Origin of the sequence: Mesorhizobium sp. M0051 (genome assembly GCF_040323235.1) — a bacterium.
Classification (GTDB): Bacteria; Pseudomonadota; Alphaproteobacteria; order Rhizobiales; family Rhizobiaceae; genus Mesorhizobium.
Genome location: NZ_JAMYUT010000030.1, coordinates 69,176 through 86,837 on the forward strand (window position 1 = coordinate 69,176; position 17,662 = coordinate 86,837).

16 protein-coding genes and 1 riboswitch are annotated in these 17,662 nt (G+C 63.4%); of the genes, 7 read left to right on the forward strand and 9 right to left on the reverse strand.

Annotated elements, in window-relative coordinates; all coding sequences use genetic code 11:
* Nucleotides 1-42: 42 nt before the first annotated feature.
* Nucleotides 43-1,554, reverse strand: a complete 1,512-nt coding sequence (locus tag NKJ90_RS26225; protein ID WP_023758989.1) for a sugar ABC transporter ATP-binding protein — start codon at nt 1,552-1,554, stop codon at nt 43-45.
* A 136-nt stretch (nt 1,555-1,690) separates the two neighbouring features.
* Here NKJ90_RS26225 and mtnK point away from each other — a divergent pair, with 136 nt between their 5' ends.
* Together mtnK and mtnA are read left to right on the forward strand one after the other, a co-directional pair.
* Nucleotides 1,691-2,965, forward strand: coding sequence for an S-methyl-5-thioribose kinase (gene mtnK / locus NKJ90_RS26230; RefSeq protein ID WP_023758988.1), 1,275 nt, complete (start codon nt 1,691-1,693; stop codon nt 2,963-2,965).
* A complete protein-coding gene (mtnA, locus tag NKJ90_RS26235; RefSeq protein WP_023758987.1) occupies nt 2,962-4,056 on the forward strand; it encodes an S-methyl-5-thioribose-1-phosphate isomerase in 1,095 nt (364 codons plus the stop codon). The genes mtnK and mtnA overlap by 4 nt, the downstream gene beginning before the upstream one ends.
* 17 nt (nt 4,057-4,073) lie before the next feature.
* Here mtnA and NKJ90_RS26240 read toward each other — a convergent pair whose 3' ends face one another.
* On the reverse strand, nt 4,074-4,613 hold the full coding sequence (locus NKJ90_RS26240; RefSeq protein ID WP_023758986.1) for an Lrp/AsnC family transcriptional regulator: 540 nt from the start codon (nt 4,611-4,613) through the stop codon (nt 4,074-4,076).
* A 48-nt stretch (nt 4,614-4,661) separates the two neighbouring features.
* Between NKJ90_RS26240 and NKJ90_RS26245 the strand changes: the two genes are divergently transcribed.
* From NKJ90_RS26245 to fba, 3 genes are all read left to right on the forward strand, one after another.
* Nucleotides 4,662-5,840, forward strand: a complete 1,179-nt coding sequence (locus tag NKJ90_RS26245; protein ID WP_023758985.1) for an MFS transporter — start codon at nt 4,662-4,664, stop codon at nt 5,838-5,840.
* Nucleotides 5,841-5,909: 69 nt separating this feature from the next.
* A riboswitch (FMN riboswitch) is annotated at nt 5,910-6,055 on the forward strand.
* Nucleotides 6,056-6,132: 77 nt separating this feature from the next.
* Nucleotides 6,133-6,606, forward strand: a complete 474-nt coding sequence (locus NKJ90_RS26250; RefSeq protein ID WP_352487136.1) for a 6,7-dimethyl-8-ribityllumazine synthase — start codon at nt 6,133-6,135, stop codon at nt 6,604-6,606.
* A gap of 155 nt (nt 6,607-6,761) precedes the next feature.
* Nucleotides 6,762-7,826 (forward strand): class II fructose-bisphosphate aldolase, encoded by a 1,065-nt coding sequence (gene fba, locus NKJ90_RS26255; RefSeq protein ID WP_023758983.1) that lies wholly within the window; start codon nt 6,762-6,764, stop codon nt 7,824-7,826.
* Nucleotides 7,827-8,031: 205 nt separating this feature from the next.
* On the opposite strand, the gene NKJ90_RS26260 is transcribed toward fba, so the two are convergent.
* The 7 genes from NKJ90_RS26260 to ftsZ all read right to left on the reverse strand — a co-directional run bounded on the left by NKJ90_RS26260 (nt 8,032) and on the right by ftsZ (nt 15,960).
* Nucleotides 8,032-9,309 carry an amylo-alpha-1,6-glucosidase gene (locus tag NKJ90_RS26260; RefSeq protein WP_352487137.1) on the reverse strand — a complete coding sequence of 426 codons (1,278 nt, stop codon included), beginning with the start codon at nt 9,307-9,309 and terminating at the stop codon, nt 8,032-8,034.
* 21 nt (nt 9,310-9,330) lie between these two features.
* Nucleotides 9,331-10,371: an ABC transporter ATP-binding protein gene (locus tag NKJ90_RS26265; RefSeq protein WP_023758981.1), complete on the reverse strand. Its 1,041-nt coding sequence runs from the start codon at nt 10,369-10,371 to the stop codon at nt 9,331-9,333.
* A gap of 21 nt (nt 10,372-10,392) precedes the next feature.
* Nucleotides 10,393-11,238 carry a carbohydrate ABC transporter permease gene (locus NKJ90_RS26270; protein WP_023758980.1) on the reverse strand — a complete coding sequence of 282 codons (846 nt, stop codon included), beginning with the start codon at nt 11,236-11,238 and terminating at the stop codon, nt 10,393-10,395.
* Nucleotides 11,239-11,251: 13 nt separating this feature from the next.
* The gene (locus tag NKJ90_RS26275; RefSeq protein WP_352487144.1) at nt 11,252-12,064 is read right to left on the reverse strand and encodes a carbohydrate ABC transporter permease; all 813 of its coding nucleotides are present in this window, start codon (nt 12,062-12,064) and stop codon (nt 11,252-11,254) included.
* Entirely contained in the window at nt 11,967-13,454 is a 1,488-nt protein-coding gene (locus tag NKJ90_RS26280) for an ABC transporter substrate-binding protein (protein ID WP_352487138.1), read from the reverse strand. Before NKJ90_RS26280 ends, NKJ90_RS26275 begins: the two co-directional genes overlap by 98 nt.
* Before the next feature lie 39 nt (nt 13,455-13,493).
* Nucleotides 13,494-14,537 carry a substrate-binding domain-containing protein gene (locus tag NKJ90_RS26285; RefSeq protein ID WP_352487139.1) on the reverse strand — a complete coding sequence of 348 codons (1,044 nt, stop codon included), beginning with the start codon at nt 14,535-14,537 and terminating at the stop codon, nt 13,494-13,496.
* Nucleotides 14,538-14,925: 388 nt separating this feature from the next.
* On the reverse strand, nt 14,926-15,960 hold the full coding sequence (gene ftsZ / locus NKJ90_RS26290; RefSeq protein ID WP_023758975.1) for a cell division protein FtsZ: 1,035 nt from the start codon (nt 15,958-15,960) through the stop codon (nt 14,926-14,928).
* Between the two features lie 457 nt (nt 15,961-16,417).
* On the opposite strand from ftsZ, the gene NKJ90_RS26295 reads away from it, so the two are divergent.
* Together NKJ90_RS26295 and NKJ90_RS26300 are read left to right on the forward strand one after the other, a co-directional pair.
* Nucleotides 16,418-17,116, forward strand: coding sequence for a GntR family transcriptional regulator (locus NKJ90_RS26295; protein ID WP_023758974.1), 699 nt, complete (start codon nt 16,418-16,420; stop codon nt 17,114-17,116).
* Nucleotides 17,117-17,400: 284 nt separating this feature from the next.
* Nucleotides 17,401-17,616 (forward strand): hypothetical protein, encoded by a 216-nt coding sequence (locus tag NKJ90_RS26300; RefSeq protein ID WP_156938531.1) that lies wholly within the window; start codon nt 17,401-17,403, stop codon nt 17,614-17,616.
* Nucleotides 17,617-17,662: the final 46 nt, after the last annotated feature.

Sequence of the window (17,662 nt, forward strand, 5' to 3'; positions counted from 1 at the left end):
AACTCGAACCCATGCTCTCTCCAATCCTATTCACCGCGACCCTCAGGCGGCGCTGTGCAGCGGTCCGCCCGCCACCTCGGCCAGCAGACGATCGAGATCGACGTCGGCATTGCGATGCTCGCCGACGATGGTCTGTTCCGACATCACCAGGATGCGATCGGCGGTCTCCAGCGCCTCGTCGAGTTCGGTGACGAACAACAACGTGGCGCGGCCGTTTGCACTCGCTCTCAATTTGGCGGCAATGTCGCGCCGCGCGGAAATGTCGACGCCCTGAAACGGCTCGTCCAGAATGAACAGTCTTGCATCCTGAGCCATCCAGCGGGCGACCATTACCTTCTGCTGGTTGCCGCCGGACAGCTCCGACATCTCGTCCTTCTCGGAGCGGCAGACGATGCCCAGTTCCTCGATCTGCCGGCGCGCCGTGGCGCGTTCGAGACGGCGCCTGAGAACAGCGAAACGCGACATGCGCTTGTGAAACGGCAGGCTGATATTTTCCTGGATGTTGAAGCCGCCGACAATGCCGTTCTCACCACGGTCCTTGGCGACGAGGAACACGCCGGCGGCGATCGCCTCACCCGTCGATCGCGGTGCATAGGGCTTGCCGCTCATCGTCATGGTGCCGGCGAGCGGCTGGCGCACGCCAAACAGCGTCTCGGCAAGCACCGTCTTGCCGACACCGACGAGGCCGGTGATCGCAACGACCTCGCCGTCGCCGAGCGTCAGCGAGATCGGCCGGGCACCTGGCGCGATGCGCAGGCCCTCGATCGTCAGGATTGCCTTGGCCGAATTCCTGGCAACGATCTGGTCGAGATGGATCTTGCGGCCGAGCATGGCGTTGACCGCGCCTTCATAGTCGAGCGGCTTCTTGTCGAAGATGCCTGAGATGATCCCGTCGCGCATGGAGACGATGCGGTCGGCAAGTCGCCTGATATCCGACATGCGGTGCGAGATGTAGAGGATGGCCACGCCTTGCTTGCGCAGCCTGTCGACCAGTGCAAACAGCCGATCGGCCTCGGTGCTGGAGAGCGATGAGGTCGGCTCGTCGAGAATCAGCACTTTCGGCTGGTGCGCCAGCGCACGGGCAATCGCCACCATCTGGCGATCGGCCAGCGAAAGATCGCTTACCCGCGCCATCAGATCGATGGCCAGCCCCATGCGGTCCGCGACCGCCTTGGCCTCCCGGCGCACGCGCGCCGGATTGAACAGGGTCGGCGCGCCGCTGCCACTCAGCCTGTCGAGAGTGAGATTGGTAGCAACGTCGAGATCGGCGACGACACCGTCATTGATGTTCTGGTGAACGGTGACGACGCCGGCGCGGATCGCCTCGGCCGGGGTTTTCGGTGCAAAATCCTGGTCGGCAAGCGCCATCGTGCCGCCACCGCGTTCGTAGACGCCGGAGATGATCTTGACGAGGGTGGATTTGCCGGCGCCGTTGGCGCCCATCAGCACGGTCGCTTCGCCCGCATGCAATTCGAGCGAGACGCCGCCAAGCACCTCGTTATGGCCAAAGGATTTCCTCAGTCCCTCTACGCGGAACACGGCATTGCCGACCATGCGTTCCTCCCTGACATGACGCTATGGCCTGTATCGTCAATTGTCAACACGATTGACAATTGCCAGATCGCTTCCTAGCTTGGCCCGACCGTCACGTCTCGATTATGTTCGGGGCGCGCATAGCGGGAGGATGACGATGACTGAAGAATTGCCGTTCGAAGCCCTGTCGGTCGAGACCCTGGCTGCCCGCCTTGGCACAAACTACGCGCTGTGCGCGAAGATCGGCAATGACACCACACGCTGGAAGGTCCGCGAGGTCGGTGACGGCAATCTCAACCTCGTCTTCATCGTCGAGGGCGCCAGCGGTGCGGCGGTGGTCAAGCAGGCCCTGCCTTATGTCCGTCTGGTCGGCGACAGCTGGCCGCTGCCCTTGAAACGCTCCTTCTTCGAATATCATGCGCTGACAAGGCAAGAGGCGCGCGCGCCGGGTTCGGTGCCGGCGATCCATTATTTCGACGAAAGCCAGGCGCTGATCATCATGGAATATCTAGCGCCGCCGCACATCATCCTGCGCCGCGCGCTGATCGAAGGCCGGCGATTGCCGAACATTGCTCGGGATATCGGCCTGTTCATGGCCCGCACGCTGTTTCGCGGCTCCGACCTGTACATGGCGGCCAAGGACCGCAAGGTCGACCTGGCGCTGTTCGCCGACAATGTCGAACTCTGCGACATCACCGAGAGCCTGGTGTTTTCCGACCCCTATTTCGACGCCAGGATGAACCGGCACACCTCGCCGCAGCTCGACGGCCTCGTCGCCGAATTGCGCGCGGACCGCGACCTCAAGGTCGAGGCGCAGCGGCTGAAGCACATCTTCGCCGCCAATGCCGAAACGCTGCTGCATGGCGACCTGCATTCCGGCTCGATCATGGTCACCGATACAGAAACCCGGATGATCGATCCGGAATTCGCCTTCTACGGCCCGATGGCCTTCGATGTCGGCATGCTGCTCGCCAATTTCTGGATGTCGTTCTTCTCGCAACGCGGGCACGAGCAGGAAGGAAAGCGCGATGCCATGCGCGCCTATCTGCTCGAGGTGACAGTCGAGACCTGGTCAGTGTTCCGCGCGGAGTTCTCGCATCTGTGGCGCACCGAACGCAGCGGCATGCTCTATCAGAAGAGCCTGTTCGAGGATCAGGGCGACAGGCTCGGCGCCGAGCAGGCACTCGACCATGTGCTGCACCAGATCTGGACCGATCTGCTCGGCTTTGCCGGCATCGAGGTTCATCGGCGCATCCTCGGTCTCGCCCACAATGCCGATTTCGAGACCATTGCCGACGAGGATTTGCGCGCCAGTTGTGAGGCAAAGGCGCTGAAATTCGGCCGTCACATCGCCGTCAACCGGCGCCATATCCATAGCATCGGCGAGGTCAACCAACTGGCCGCGCTGATCGAACAGGAGAGCAGCATTTGAACGTCGGCGACCGCCACTATCGCACCATCTGGCTGAGCGGCGACGGGCGTTCGGTGGAGATCATCGACCAGCGCTGGCTGCCGCATGATTTCCGCATCGAGACGATCGGCACGGTTGACGGCATCGCCACCGCGATCCGCGACATGTGGGTGCGCGGCGCGCCGCTGATCGGCGTCACCGCTGCCTATGGCGTCGCCATGCAGATGGCCGACGATCCCTCCGATGCGGCGCTCGATGCCGCGTGGGAGACGTTGCACGAGACGCGCCCGACCGCCATCAATCTGCGCTGGGCGCTGGACGAGATGCGGCGCTTCCTGCGGCCATTGCCAGCAGAGCAACGCGCCGAAGCAGCCTACCGACGCGCCGGTGAAATCGCCGACGAGGATGTAGGCCTCAACCGGGCCATCGGCGAGAACGGCCTCGCCATCATCAAGGCGATCGCGGCGCGCAAGCAGCAGGGCGAACCGGTCAACATCCTGACCCACTGCAATGCCGGCTGGCTGGCCACCGTCGACTACGGCACCGCCACCGCGCCGATCTACCTAGCCACCGAGGCTGGCATTCCGGTCCACGTCTATGTCGATGAGACGCGGCCACGCAACCAGGGCGCCCAGCTGACCGCATGGGAGATGGCCGGCCACGGCGTGCCGCACACGCTGATCGTCGACAATGCCGGCGGCCATCTGATGCAGCGCGGCTCAATCGACATGGTCATCGTCGGCACCGACCGCACGACTGCCAGTGGTGATGTCTGCAACAAGATCGGTACCTATCTCAAGGCGTTAGCCGCCGCCGACAATGATGTGCCTTTCTATGTCGCGCTGCCGTCGCCGACCATCGACTGGACGGTGCATGACGGTCTGGCCGAGATCCCGATCGAGCAACGCTCTTCCGACGAGGTGTCGCTGGTCTGGGGCAAGACCGCCAGCGGCGAGATTGCCCAGGTGCGCATTTCGCCGGCGACGACGCCCGCAGCGAACCCGGCTTTCGACGTGACGCCGGCGCGGCTGGTGACCGGCCTGATCACCGAGCGTGGCATCGCCAAGGCGTCGCGCGAAGGCCTGCAGGCGCTGTTTCCCGAGCGTGGTTAGGAGCCGACCGTCGAACCTCAATACAGCGGCTTGGCCATATGCCTTGGCGTTGGCCACTCGGTGGTGGTGCCGGGCTGCACCGGCCGCTCGAGATAGGTAGACAGCACCACATAGCTGCGGGTCGAGGTGACACCAGGCGTCTCGTAAAGGCGCGACAGCAGTCCTTCGAGTGCCCTGGTGTCTTCGGTGCGCACCTTGAGCAGCATGCAGCTGTCGCCGGCAACCGAATGGATCTCCTCGACCTCCGGATACTCCGAAACCGCCATCAGCTCCGGGGTTTTTCCCCAGCCTTTGGTGTCGATATGGACAAAGGCAAGCAAAGGCTTTTTTACCGCCCGGGGATCGATGATTGCCGCGGTGTTGCGGATGGCGCCGCTGCGCCGAAGGCGTTTGACCCGCTCATGCGCGGCAGGAGGCGACAAGCCCACGCGATCGCCCAGTTCGGCGTAGCTGATCGTGGCGTCATCGACCAGGACGCCTAATATTCTTCGGTCTATCGCGTCGAGGTCGCGGGTCGCAGCCTTGTTCTGCGGAATACCATCTGTTTCTTCATCCATGGCCAATTTCCCGATTGCAGCTGAATAAAATACGGCGATCATGACGATATGTCGAACGCAGATCAAGTTGCATCTCTGGCGCCTAGCGCTCGCGCGCCGATCCCGGCGCTGGCTTACCTGCTGACCGGATGCATCGCGGTCATCGGCTCGAATTCGCTTGTGCTGGGTCCGATCGCACCGGCCGTGGCCTCCTCGTTCGGTACCAGCGTGCCGACCGTGATGATCGCGGCGGCCGCGTTCGGCCTCGGCACCTCCGCAAGCGCCCTGTTCCTGGCCCGCTACATCGACCGCCTCGGCGCGCGCCGGATGCTGCAGGGCGCATTGCTGTTGCTGGCGATAGCGCTGGTAGCAAGTGCAATGGCGCCCACAGTGGTCATGCTGGTCGCGGCACAGTTGCTGGCGGGCATCGCTGCAGGCATCGCCATGCCGGCGATCTATGCCAGTGCGGCGGCCATCGCTCCACCGGGCAGGGAGAGCGGCACGATCGGCGTCGTGCTGACCGGATGGACGCTCAGCATGGTGGCCGGCGTCTCGCTGTCGGCGGTGTTGGCCGATCTCGTGCATTGGCGCGCCGTCTTCGCAGCAGTCGCTCTGCTGGCAGTGCTTGCACTGGCCGGCCTCTCACTCTCCTCGCTAAACGATGTCAGGAAAAGCGGTCCGGCACCGACCCCGCTGGACGCGCTCGGCATTCCCGGCATCGTCCCGCTTCTCATTGCCTGCGCCGCGTTCATGACCGCCTTCTATGGTGTCTATGGCTATCTCGGCGACCACCTTCACGTTGGGCTGGGAGAGCCGGTCAGCGCCAATGGGCTCGCCGCACTCGCCTATGGGATCGGGTTCGGCACCGCTGCTCTCCTCGACGGCGTCATCGATCGGCTGGGTGCACGACGCGTCATGCCATTCGCCTACCTTCTGGTCGCCGTCGTCTATGTCGCAATGGCCGCGACGAGCGGCAGTTTCGGGCTGACCTTGACCATGGTGGCCGTTTGGGGACTGGCCAATCATTTCGGCCTCAACGTCTTGGTGATGCGTCTGTCAGCACTCGATCCGTCGCGCCGCGGCACGATCATGGGCTTGAACAGCGCGGTAACCTATCTTGCGGTCTTCGTCGGCACCACCAGCTTCGGGCCGCTTTATTCCAGCTTTGGTTTTGCGACATGCGCGGCGGTCGCAGCAGTGCTGATGCTGGTTGCGGCGTCGGCGGCGGCGTGGCGCCGATCCACTTGACAGACTGTATTGGTCATCGGCTCTTCGTCCGGTTGACAGCGGCACCCCTGCCCTTCCATACAAAGCCGTTAAAGTTCTCAGGGCGGGGTGAAAGTCCCCACCGGCGGTAAAGGTTTCGGCCTGAGCCCGCGAGCGCCCTCCGATGGTCGGAGGGGTCAGCAGATCCGGTGTGAATCCGGAGCCGACGGTTACAGTCCGGATGGAAGAGAACGAAACGGAAGCCGGCCCGCTTTTCGCGGGCTTAATCCGTATCGTGCGTCCTGATTCTGGTTCGAAACGGAAGGATGGACCCATGAATCAGCATTCCCATAAAGACTATGAAACGACCCGCGTCGCCGTTATCAGGGCGCGCTGGCATGCCGACATCGTCGACCAATGTGTGCAGGCCTTCGAAGCGGAGCTTTCCGCGCTTGGGGAGAACCGCTTCGCCGTCGATGTCTTCGACGTGCCGGGCGCCTATGAAATTCCGCTGCACGCCAAGACCCTGGCCCAAACCGGCCGCTATGCCGCGATCCTCGGCACCGCCTTCGTCGTCAATGGCGGCATTTACCGGCACGAGTTCGTCGCCAGCGCGGTGATCGACGGCATGATGAACGTGCAGCTGTCGACCGGCGTGCCAGTGCTGTCGGCGGTGCTCACCCCGCACAACTACCATGACAGCGCCGAGCATCACCGCTTCTTCTTCGAGCACTTCGCCGTCAAGGGCAAGGAAGCCGCCAATGCCTGCGTGCAACTCCTGGCGGCGCGGGAATTGATCGCGGCCTGACCAAAGAGCCCGGATTTCAGCCCTGCAACAAGAATTGCGATCGAGAAGAACCGTGAAGGTTGCGGTTCCGCTGAAATCCGGCCAGAAGCATCAAGGGCCGGCCGGCTACCGGTCGGACGACGTTGCGCTTGAAACCAGATACGGGAGACTATTGGGTGGCTCGCATAACACTGAGACAATTGCTCGACCACGCCGCCGAATACGGCTACGGCGTACCCGCCTTCAACATGAACAATATGGAACAGGGCCTCGCCATCATGGAGGCCGCCGAGGAGACCAAATCGCCGGTCATCCTGCAGGCAAGCCGCGGCGCGCGGGCCTATGCCAATGACGTTGTGCTGGCCAAGCTGATCGATGCGCTGGTCGAAATCCATCCCGACATTCCGGTCTGCATGCATCTCGACCATGGCAACAACGAGGCCACCTGCGTCACCGCGATCCAGTATGGCTTCACCTCGGTCATGATGGACGGATCGCTGAAGGAAGACGGCAAGACGCCTGCCGACTACGCCTACAATTCCGGCATCACCAAGCGCGTCGTCGACATGGCGCATTGGGGCGGCGTGTCCGTCGAAGGCGAGATCGGCGTGCTCGGATCGCTGGAGAGCGGCGGCGGCGAGCAGGAAGACGGCCACGGCATCGAAGGCGCGATCAGCCACGACCAGCTTTTGACCGATCCGGAACAAGCGGTGGAATTCGCTAGGGATACCCATGTCGATGCGCTGGCGGTTGCCATGGGCACGAGCCACGGCGCCTACAAGTTCTCGCGCAAGCCTGACGGCGCGGTGCTGGCCATGAACGTCATCGAGGAAATCCACCGCCGCCTGCCCACCATGCATCTGGTGATGCACGGCTCGTCCTCGGTGCCGGAGGATCTGCAGGAGATCATCAACAAATATGGCGGCCAGATGAAGCCGACCTGGGGCGTCCCGGTCGAGGAGATCCAGCGCGGCATCAAGCACGGCGTGCGCAAGATCAACATCGACACCGACAACCGCATGGCGCTGACCGGAGCCATCCGCAAGGTGCTGACCGAGAACCCGAGCGAGTTCGATCCGCGCAAATATCTGACGCCTGCCATGGCCGCGATGCGCAAGCTTTGCAAGGAGCGCTTCGAACAGTTCGGCACCGCCGGCAACGCGCAGAAGATCAAGCCGCTGCCGGTCGCGGAAATGGCCAAGCGTTACAAGTCGGGCAGTCTAGATCCGAAGTTTGGGTGAGCTGCCTTGGCGGTTCTCCCTTCTCCCCTTGTGGGCCCACAAGGGGAGAAGGTGGATCGGCGCGCAGCGCCGAGACGGTTGAGGCCCAGCGGAGTGAGGCGGCGGTGTCTTCTGGAACACCCCTCATCCGACCGAGCTGCGCTCGGCCACCTTCTCCCACAAGGGGCCCACAAGGGGAGAAGGGAAAGAGAGGGCGGCGCTGCCCCTACGCGTCGCGCAAAAACTCGATCACCATCGCCGCCGTCCAGGTGAAGCGGCCGCCGCCGAGCGGCTCGCCGGTGAGCGGGTCGTAATATTCGGCAAAGCCGCTTTCCCGGATCAAATCCAGGCTGGATTGCATGATGCGCCGTGCCGCGTCGTTGTGGCCGGCGGCGGCGAGGCCGTCTGATATCATGTAGTTGACCACCAGCCAGACCGGGCCGCGCCAGTAGCGCTTGGCGTCGAAACGTGGATCGTCTGGATCATGCGACGGGACGACGTAGCGTGCCTTGGCGGCAAGGCGTTCGACGGTTGCGGCCAGCGCAGCGGTGCGAGCCCCGGGAATGGCCGCGAAGGCCGGCAGGATGCCGCCGACGGAGGCGCTGTCGACCAGCCTGCCGGTGACGCGGTCGAGGCAGAGATACTGGCCGTGCGCATCGCTCCACAGCCGCTCCATCGCCGCCAGGCTCTTTTCGGCGCGGGCACAATTGGCGCTGGCGATCCCGGTTTCGCCCAGCAATTGTGCCAGATCGGCGAGATCGGCGCAGGAGCGGACCAAAATGGCGTTGAAGCCGGGATCGACGGCCCGGAATGGCGAGGCGTCATGCAATTTGGTGTTGTCCCAGCCGAGCCCGCGAAAGTGCTGCAACAGCCAAATGTAGCGGTCATACTGGCCTTGCGTCGGCCGGTGCGCCGGATCGGCGTGTAAAGTGTCGCGGCGCGTGTAAGGCTCGACGCCTTCGGTCGGCACGCAGTCGAAGGCCTCGTCCCAGTCGATGGAATTGTCGCGGCCGGACTCCCACGGGTGGATGATGGCGACCAGTCCCTCGCCCGCAGGGTCGCGATTTTCGTAGAACCAGCGGTGCCAGGCATCGATCTTCGGCAGCAAGGCGCGGGCCCGCTCCGCAGCAAATTTCTTGTCCTTGGCCCGGTCGAACAGGCGGCGTATGGCAAAACCTGCAACAGCCGGCTGGGTGATTCCGGAGGTGGCCGTCGGGCGGCCGGTGCGCCAGACTTCCGGCCCGGGAAAATAGCCGTCGCTCCAGACATGGAAGACGATGTGCGGCACCATGCCGTCCGGCCATTGGTGCGCGAACAAGGTCTCGATCTCGGTCCAGGCGCGGGCCTCGTCATAATGGGCCAGACCGAGCGCTGTGAGGCAGGAATCCCAGTTCCACTGGAACGGATAGAGACCTTTCGTCGGGATGGTGTAGGCGCCCTTGTCGTTCTCTTTCAGCACCTCGACGGCGCGGGCGATGATGTCACTGGCGGGAGAAGCAGTCATGAGAGTTCAGGGCTTTCGGTATCAAAGACTATTGGTGGTTTCCGGATCGAACCAGCGGATGCGGTCGGGTTTGGGCGCGAGCCGCAGGTGATCGCCGACCTGGACGCCGGCATTCGAGTCCAGGATGGCGCGGAACAGGCCGCCCTCGACATCGCAGGTGACCAGCGTGTGTGATCCGAGCGGCTCTATGACGCGCACGGTGGCATGCAAGCCCTCGCTGCCGGCACCGACGTCTTCGGGGCGGATGGCGAAGTCTATGTTCTGCTTGTCCGATTTGGGGCCGGGCAGCGTCAGTCCGGCAACGGTCCAGCTGCCATTCCTGGCCTTGGTTGCCGGAATAAAATTCATCGGCGGGTTGCCGATGAAGGAGCCGACGAAACGCGCGGCCGGATTGCGGTAGACCTCGACCGGCGACGCGGCCTGGACGATGCGGCCTTGATGCATGACGGCGATGCGGTCGGCGAGGCTCATCGCCTCGACCTGGTCGTGGGTAACATAAATGGTGGTGGTCTTCGACGCGGCAAGCACGCCCTTGAGTTCGGCGCGCATTTCCAGCCGCAGCAGCGCGTCGAGGTTCGACAGCGGCTCGTCCATCAGGATGACGTCGGGCTCCATGGCGAGCGCACGGGCGACGGCAACGCGCTGGCGCTGGCCGCCGGACAGCTGGCCCGAATAGCGTTTCAGCAATTGCTCGATATGCATCAGTTCGGCGGTGCTGTTAACGCGACGCTCGACGTCAGCTTGCGGCAACTTCTTCATGCGGAGGCCGAAGGCGATGTTCTCGAACACGGTCAGGTGCGGAAAGACGGCGTAGTTCTGGAACACCATGGCAATGCCGCGGTCGCGCGGCGGCAGATGGTCAACGCGGCGGCCGCCAATCCAGACCTCGCCCTGGCTTGGCGTTTCCAGCCCGGCGACGATGCGCAGCAGGGTGGTCTTGCCGCAACCCGAGGCGCCGAGCAGCACCATGAATTCCTGGTCTGATATGGTGAGGTCGACCTGGTGCAGGGCGGTGAAGCCGCCGAAGCGCTTGGCCACACCCTTGATCGCGATTTCAGCCATGTGCGGTCTCCGCGTCTCGCGTCATCGGTTGGCGATCCCCCACATGGCAAACAGGTATTTTCGAACGGCGAAGATGAAGATCAGCGCCGGCACGACCAGTGCGGCACCGCCGGCGAATTTGAGATAGAGCGGCGATTCACCGACGCTTTGCAGCAGGAAGGCGGTCAGCGTGCGGTTCTCGATGGTGAGCACGGCGGCGGCAAACACCTCGTTCCAGGAGATGGTGAAGGCAAACACCGCCGAGGCCGCGATGCCGGGCAGCGCCAGCGGCAGGATGACCTTTCGAAAGGCCTGCAGCCTTGTGCAGCCGAGCGTCCAGGCTGCCTCTTCGAGTTCGACGGGTATGCCCGAGAACAGCGAGAAGGTGATCAGCACGGCAAACGGCAGCGCCAGCGTGGTATGGACCAGCGCCAGCCCGATGGCGGTGTCGTCGAGGCCGGTGCGGATGAACATCACCGCCAGCGGCAATGCCAGCAGCGGCAACGGGAAGGCGCGCGTCATCAGCACCAGGAAGCGGAAGGCCTCCTTGCCCGGAAAGGCGAAACGCGACAGCGCGTAGCCGGCCGGCGCACCGAAGCCGATGGACAGGATCATCGTCAGGGTGGCGACGAGGACCGAGTTCCACAGTGCCCTGGCGACGCCGGCAAATTCGATGAAGAAGGACAGGCTGCCAAAATCGAAGGACGGAAAGAAGCGCTTGGGAAAGGCGGTGACCTCACCCGGCGCCGACAGCGCGTTGACGAGCAAGAGATAGATCGGCAGCAGCACCCAGACGCAAAGCAGCATGGCGGTGGCGATCAGCAGCCAGTCGCCGGCCTTGCGCGCATCGGCGGTCGCCGTGGCCGGTACTTCGGCGATGGCGCTCATATCCGCGCCTCCTTTATATCCGGGCCTCTTTAGGCACCCGCAGCACCCTGAGGAAGAACAGCGTGAAGCCGATCGAGATGGCGAGGATGAGCAGCGCCGAAGCGGCGGCGACATTGCGGTCCTGCAGCGTGAATTGCCAATTGTAGGTCTCGCCCATCAGCACCGGCAGATTTGTGCCGCCAAGCGCTGCGACCACGGCGAAGACTTCGAAGGCGAGGATGACCCGCAGGATAATCGCCGTCTGCAGGCTGGGGCGCAGCAATGGCAGCGTGATGCGCACAAAGCGCTGCCATGGGCTGGCGCCAAACACCTCCGCCGCCTCGTAGTATTCCTTGGGGATCAGGCCCATGCCGGCGACGAGGATGACCATCATGATTGCGGTGGCACGCCAGATCTCGGCCAGTGCCACGGCGATGAAGATGGTCAGCTTGCTCTGATAGCCGAGGAACATGATCGGCGTGTCGACGACGCCAAGGCTGGAGAGCAGCGTGTTGAGGAAGCCGGACTGGTCGAAGATAGCGAGCCAGATCAGGCCCGCGGCGAGGTCGGAAATGCCGAGCGGAATGGCGAAGACATAGAGCGCCGCGCTGCGTCCGGTCTCCAGCCGCGCCACCACGCTTGCCATCAGCAACGCCATGGCGAGCTGGATCGGCACGACGATCGCCGCAAGCAGCAGCGTGTTGCGAACCGTGGCGGGGAATTTCCAGCTGCCGGCCATGGTGCGAAAATTATCGAGGGTGAAGGCGCCGTCGCGGGTCACCGCCTCGAAAGCGACCAGCGCGAAGGGGTAAAGGAAGAAGATGCAGAGGAACAAGGTCGCCGGCATCAGCAACAGATAGGGCAGAGCCTTGCCATGCATGGTGGTGTCCTTTGCGATGCTGCGGCCATGTGGGTGCGGGTCTGGGCGCCCGGAGTGGAACAAACACCGGGCGCCCCCGCTGGTGGATTTTTTCGACCGGGCAAGCCCCCACGGATGGCTTGTCAGGTGCCCAGCACGGCGCCTTGGCCTGGTCGATCAGGCCCTTGAGCGCCGTGGCCTCTTCGCCAAGCACGCCATGCACGTCCTCGCCGCCGAGCACGATGCGCTCGAAGCTGTCGGTGTAGACCTGGTTGAACTTGCCATCGAGATCGCCGAGCCCCATCGGCAGCAGTGCCGGCAGAGCATCGGGAGCCCCGGTCATGGTGGTGATCGCCGGACCGAAGGCCTTGACCGAAGCCGGCATGTCGTCAGGCAGCTTGACGTCGACGACCGGGAAGAAATTGGTGGCTTTCAGTGTCGCGATCTGGGTTTCCGGCTTCAGCATGTAGGCGACCAGCGCCTTGGCCTTGTCGATGTCGGGCGAGGTCTTCGGGATGGCGACACCGGCCACGACAGGCATGAATCCGCGACCGGCGGGGCCGGCCGGCGCCGGAAAGGCAACGAACTCATCCGGCTTCTTGTTGAAGGCGTCGGCAAGCCGCGCGACATGGTCGAACGCCACCCAGACATCGCCGGTCAAAAGCGGCTCCTGCATGAAGGCATAGTTGGTCGAGTTCGGGTTGGTGTATTGCCACAATTCCTTGAACTTGTTCCAGGCGATCTCGGCTTCCGGTGAACGGAACTTGGTCACCATCGAGCCGGTGTAGGACGGGTAGAGGAACCCCTCGAAGAAGCGGTGCTTGAGCCCTTTTGGACCGGCGGGAAAGCCGAATTTCGGCGAGCCGGTTTTCTCGGCGATGTTCTTCGACCATTCGATCAGCTGGTCATAGGTGATGGTGTTGAGATCGACGCCTTGCGGCAGATATTGCAAGGCCTGCTTGTTGGCCGCCATCAAATAGGTGGCCTGCATCCATGGCAGGTATTTCTGCTCGCCGGTGCCGAGCATGCCAAGCTTCTTGTAAGCTTCGTTGACCTTGACGCCGCCGACATCGACGCCGGACAGATCGACAAAGTTCGCGCCGACATTGGAGAAATCACCATGCAGGCCGCCGAGCACGCCGATGGTGCCGGTGCCGGCCTGCAGTTCGGCCTGCAAGCGGGTGAGCCAGGGGCCGGTCTCGGCGACCTGATAGTCGACCGCACCGTCAAAACCCTTCAGCACCTCGTCGCGCATCTTTTGGGTTTCCTCGACGGGGCGCGCCTGCGTCGACCAGAACAGCACCTGCTGGGCCCGCGCGCCGCCTGAGGCGATCGATAACGCCAGCGCGGCGCCGAGCAGTGTCTTCAATGCTTTCATCACGGTCTTCCTCCCTGGATATGCGCCGTCACGGCGGCGTCAGCTTCTCATCTGCGGTGCGGGTCCATGGCTTGCGCGCGCAACCAGCGTCGGCCGGATCAGCCGCGTCAACGGTGCGGTGGGCTTGTCGGCGATGATGGTGAGCAGCATGTCGGCGATCTCACGCGCGCATTGACGGATCGAGGCATCGAATGTGGTCAGGCCCGGCGGCGCGTAGGCCGAAGCAGCGATGTTGTCGAAACCGATGACGGAGAGGTCGCGCGGCACGCTGAGGCCCGCGCGGGCGGCCTCCTCCATCACGGTCAAAGCCAGTTCGTCGAACAGCGCGACGATGGCCGTGGGCCTGTCAGGCCGCTGCAGCATGCGGTTGACGGCCTCGACGCGGGCTCCGTGATCGAAGCGCGGCGCCGTCACCACGTCGAGCCGCACCGAAGGATCGCCCCGACGGGCAATGGCCGCGGCAAAGCCGTCTTGCCTGAGATGCCGGAACGTCATCGGTTCGGAAATCGTCACCAGGCCGAAATGGCGGTGGCCGAGATCGTAGAGCATGTCGAAGGCTTCGCCGAAGGCATGGGCGCCGTCGGTATCGAGCCAATTGTAGCCGAAGTCGCTGTCGAGCAACCGGCCATGGGCAACGAACGGAAAGCCGCGCTCGCGCAGATAGGCGAGCCGCTCGTCGACCGCGGCGATACGCGTCACGACGACGCCATCGGCGCGTCCGGATTCGACGACATGGCGCAGCACCGACAGTTCCGAATGGCCGAAGGCGGCGGTGGCCAGGATCAGGTCGGCGCCATGCGATACCAGCCCTTCGCCGAGCCCGGTGACGAATTCGCCAAGGAAGGAATCGACAAGGTTCGGTCCGCGGATCGGCAACACGAGGCCGACGAAGCCACTGCGGCCGGAGACAAGCGTGCGCGCCGCGGTGTTGGGCACGTACCCCGCCTGACGCGCCGCGTGCGCGACACGTTCGCGCGTCTTCAGCGCGATCTGTTCATGGCCGGCAAGCGCCCGCGACACCGTCGTGATCGACAGGTCGAGGCCTGCGGCAAGCTCCTTGAGCGTGATGACGCGGGTCGTCATCCTTCTCCCTCGAACAAGTTTGAAACGTTTGTAATTGCCTTTCGCAAAAATGCAAACGTTTTAAATTTCTATCCAAAGCGGACTGACAAGCGATCCGATCATCGGTGTGGTGGGTTTGGGCGTGCCCAGAAGATTGCGGGAACACCCGTCAATCGTCATCCTGGGGCGGAGCTAGGAGCGAAGCGACGCGGCGCAGACCCCAGGATCCTGTGTGTTGTTGCCATGCCGCGACTTCCAGGCGCTGCCGCGGTGCAGAACTCTGCTCCGCTGCACTCTACGATTAAGGTCGCGGCATGGATCCCAGGGTCTCCGCGACGCCGCTTCGCGGCTGCTCCGCCCAGGGATGACGACATTGGAGGCTAGCGCTCCGCATCCGGGTCGGCCAGATCTACTGAAGCGTCCGCGCGCTCTGGCCGAGGTGATCCCGGGCTATGCCGGCATCGCCATCTTCTGCTCCAGACGCACGGTCGAGTCCCGTCGCCACCACCGAGACCCTGAAGCGGCCTTCCATGCTCTTGTCGAAGATCGCGCCGACGATGATGTCGGCATCCTCGTAGACCTCTTCACGGATGCGGGTGGCAGCCTCGTCGACCTCGAACAGCGTCATGTCCCTGCCGCCCGATATCGAGACCAGCACGCCCTTGGCGCCCTTCATCGACACTTCGTCGAGCAGGGGGTTGGCGATCGCGGCTTCCGCCGCCTTCATCGCCCGGCCCTCACCGGACGCCTCGCCGGTGCCCATCATGGCGCGGCCCATGTCGCGCATCACCGATTTGACATCGGCGAAGTCGAGATTGATCAGGCCTTCCTTGACGATGAGATCGGTGATGCAGCTGACGCCGGCATAGAGCACCCGGTCGGCGATGACGAATGCATCGGCGAAGGTGGTCTTGGCATCGGCGATCCTGAACAGGTTCTGGTTCGGGATGACGATCACCGTGTCGGCGCTCTCGCGCAGCCGCTCGATGCCCTCTTCGGCCATCTGCATACGGCGCCGGCCTTCGAAGGTGAACGGCTTGGTGACGACACCCACCGTCAGGATACCGGCCTTGCGCGCCGCCTGGGCGATGATGGGTGCAGCGCCGGTTCCGGTGCCGCCGCCCATTCCGGCGGTGACGAAACACATATGCGTGCCGGCCAGATGATCCATGATCTCGTCGAGCGATTCCTCGGCCGCGGCACGGCCGATCTCTGGAAGCGAGCCAGCGCCCAATCCCTCGGTGACGTGAGCGCCAAGCTGGATCAGCCGCGTCGCCTTCGACATGGTCAACGCCTGGGCGTCGGTGTTGGCGGCGATGAATTCCGTACCCTGAAGCTGCTCCGCGATCATGTTGTTGACGGCATTGCCGCCGCCGCCGCCAATGCCGATAACGGTGATCTTGGGTCTCATCTCGGAGATTTCGGGCTTCTTGAACTCGGCCATGCCTGCTTCTCCTTCGCTAATTGCGCGCTGCTTCACGGCCCACCCCCAGACTGCCTTGGGACATTGCAATCGAGCGGCACGACGCGAATCAGTCCGTTCGGATGGGTACCCCAAAAAGCCAGAGAGCGGCCAGAGGTGCAAGTGCGCGCAAGGTCAAGATTTGTGATGACCGTTTTGGACAGGGGGATCGCGGAGGTGAGTATCCGTCGCGGATATGCCAGACTGAATCCGATGCGGTTGCGATAGCCGCCGGAAGAATCGCACCGTCTCTGGAGAAGTTTGTTTGCTGCAACCACCGGCAGGGTGACGAGCTGGCTTGCCGCGCGACGATCGAAGCGTCTATCATGCGTCGATAAATCGCTGACTTGGCGTTCTCGCCGCGATCGGCCAGGCAGGATTATCCGCGGCTGTTTTCGCCAGGGTAGATTTCAGAACGAATGAAGCAGCGCCCCCGCCAATGGCCGACAAGACACAATTCGGCTTGACCGCCGTCGACACCGTTCCCCTGCATGAGAAAGTCTATCTGGAACTCGTGCGGGCGCTGATGTCCGGCCAGTTCGCGCCGGGCCAGAAGCTGACCTCGCGCAAGCTCGCCAAGGAGCTCGGCACCAGCGACATGCCGGTGCGCAGCGCCTTCATGCGGCTTCAGGCACTGCGCGCGCTCAGCCCACTGCCGAACGGCAGCGTCGAAGTGCCGGCCATTTCGGCCGAGCGGTTTTCGCAGTTGACCGCAGTACGCACGATCCTCGAAGGCTCGGCGACAGAGCTTGCGACAGAACGCATCAACGGCAACAATCTGCGGACGATCCGACGCCACTGCACCGACCTGACCCTGACGGCCTGCAAGGGCGATATCGACGATTACCTGCGCAAGAACCACGAGTTCAAATTCTCGATCTATCGCCATTGCGGCAACGAGCAGATGATCTTCCTGATCGAGACGGTGTGGATGCAGGTCGGCCCGTTTCTCAGGAACCTTGCCATAGGGTTCGAAGATGACCTCGCCTCCATTCTCGACATCGACTATCACGAGGAAGTCGTCGCGGCGATCGAGGCCCAGGATGGGGATCGAGCGCGCATGGCCATCGTGCGTGACATCGAAGAAGGCGCCGCGCACATCCTTCAGCAGGCCAGATTTCCGGACGCTAGAGGTTAGAATGGATCACCCGACGCCTATCGTTCCTTTCAGCGGATTATCGCAAAACCTTCGCGATTGGCTGAAGCCTCCCCAACGTCGTCATCCCTGGGCGAAGCAGGAGCGAAGCTCCGTCGCGGAGACCCTGGGATCCATGCCGCGACCTTGGTCGAAGAATGCAACGGAGCAGAATTCTGCAACGCAGCAACGCTCCGACATCGCGGCATGGATCCCTTGGGCTGCGAAGCAGCTCCAGGGGTCTGCGCCGCGTCGCTACGCTCCTTGCTCCACCCGTGGATGACGAATTGACCGACGTTTCCGCCAATCGCCAAGGCATGCGGTTCGTCACCGTCAAGACTTTCTCGCCGAAGAAGCAGGCATCGGCCCAGGAGCTGGGGGCAGACATCACAGCCCGAATGCCCCTTGGCTTTCCGTGCTCTTGCCTCTATGTTGCGATCGCAGATCGCGCAATTGGTTTTGAAATGCCTCCCGACATCCCAGCTAGTGACTTGAAAAAATAAGGAAAATATCTGGCATCAGCCGGATGTGCTTCCCGAAAACTCGCAA

Excerpts from the sequence above, each read along its gene's own strand:
- NKJ90_RS26270 (WP_023758980.1), bottom strand. The coding sequence starts at position 11,238 with ATGAGCGCCATCGCCGAAGTACCGGCCACGGCGACCGCCGATGCGCGC.
- NKJ90_RS26275 (WP_352487144.1), bottom strand. The coding sequence starts at position 12,064 with ATGCCGGCGACCTTGTTCCTCTGCATCTTCTTCCTTTACCCCTTCGCG.
- NKJ90_RS26225 (WP_023758989.1), bottom strand. The coding sequence starts at position 1,554 with ATGGTCGGCAATGCCGTGTTCCGCGTAGAGGGACTGAGGAAATCCTTT.
- NKJ90_RS26285 (WP_352487139.1), bottom strand. The coding sequence starts at position 14,537 with ATGACGACCCGCGTCATCACGCTCAAGGAGCTTGCCGCAGGCCTCGAC.
- NKJ90_RS26250 (WP_352487136.1), top strand. The coding sequence starts at position 6,133 with ATGAATCAGCATTCCCATAAAGACTATGAAACGACCCGCGTCGCCGTT.
- mtnK (WP_023758988.1), top strand. The coding sequence starts at position 1,691 with ATGACTGAAGAATTGCCGTTCGAAGCCCTGTCGGTCGAGACCCTGGCT.
- NKJ90_RS26260 (WP_352487137.1), bottom strand. The coding sequence starts at position 9,309 with ATGACTGCTTCTCCCGCCAGTGACATCATCGCCCGCGCCGTCGAGGTG.
- NKJ90_RS26280 (WP_352487138.1), bottom strand. The coding sequence starts at position 13,454 with ATGAAAGCATTGAAGACACTGCTCGGCGCCGCGCTGGCGTTATCGATC.
- NKJ90_RS26295 (WP_023758974.1), top strand. The coding sequence starts at position 16,418 with ATGGCCGACAAGACACAATTCGGCTTGACCGCCGTCGACACCGTTCCC.
- ftsZ (WP_023758975.1), bottom strand. The coding sequence starts at position 15,960 with ATGGCCGAGTTCAAGAAGCCCGAAATCTCCGAGATGAGACCCAAGATC.
- NKJ90_RS26245 (WP_023758985.1), top strand. The coding sequence starts at position 4,662 with ATGTCGAACGCAGATCAAGTTGCATCTCTGGCGCCTAGCGCTCGCGCG.
- NKJ90_RS26240 (WP_023758986.1), bottom strand. The coding sequence starts at position 4,613 with ATGGATGAAGAAACAGATGGTATTCCGCAGAACAAGGCTGCGACCCGC.
- NKJ90_RS26265 (WP_023758981.1), bottom strand. The coding sequence starts at position 10,371 with ATGGCTGAAATCGCGATCAAGGGTGTGGCCAAGCGCTTCGGCGGCTTC.